Here is a 554-nt window from a genome sequence, read left to right as displayed (position 1 = left end):
GTGGTAGACGTCCGGAATCCACATGTGGAACGGCACGGCGCCGATCTTGAACGCGAGGCCGGCCACGACGAACACGAGGCCGAACACCAGCACCTGGTGGCGGATCTGGCCCGAGTTCACGGCCTTGAAGACCTGGCCGATGTCCAGCGAGCCGGTGGCGCCGTACAGCATCGAGAGGCCGTAGAGCAGGAAGCCGCTGGCCATCGCGCCGAGCACGAAGTACTTCATGGCGGCTTCGGTGGCCGTCGTGTGGTCGCGGCGCAGCGCCACCAGCGCGTAGCTGGAGAGCGTGAGCAGTTCCAGACCCAGGTAGATCACGAGGAAGTTGTTGCCCGACACCATGACGAACACGCCGAGCAGCATGAACATCGAGAGCGTGAACAGCTCGCCGCCGCGCAGCATGCCGCGGTCCGCCGCGTAGGGACGGCCGTAGACCAGCGTCACCATCACGGTGATGGTGGCGAAGCACTTGAGCCAGTTGCCCATGGCGTCGCTCACGACCATGTTGCCGAAGCCGTAGAACGTGTTGCCGCTGCTCGCGTACATGCCCTGCA

At 65.0% G+C, this 554-nt stretch carries 1 protein-coding gene; it reads right to left on the bottom strand.

All coding sequences use genetic code 11. The features are described from left to right. On the bottom strand, positions 1 to 546 hold a 546-nt coding region (locus K9U40_RS23320; RefSeq protein WP_282892448.1), incomplete at its 3' end, for a proton-conducting transporter membrane subunit. Positions 547 to 554: the final 8 nt, after the last annotated feature.

Origin of the sequence: Xanthobacter autotrophicus (assembly GCF_030015065.1) — a bacterium.
Taxonomy (GTDB): Bacteria; Pseudomonadota; Alphaproteobacteria; order Rhizobiales; family Xanthobacteraceae; genus Xanthobacter; species Xanthobacter autotrophicus_D.
The sequence above is the reverse complement of the archived record's forward strand: the minus strand, read 5'-3'. Positions and strand labels throughout refer to the sequence as shown.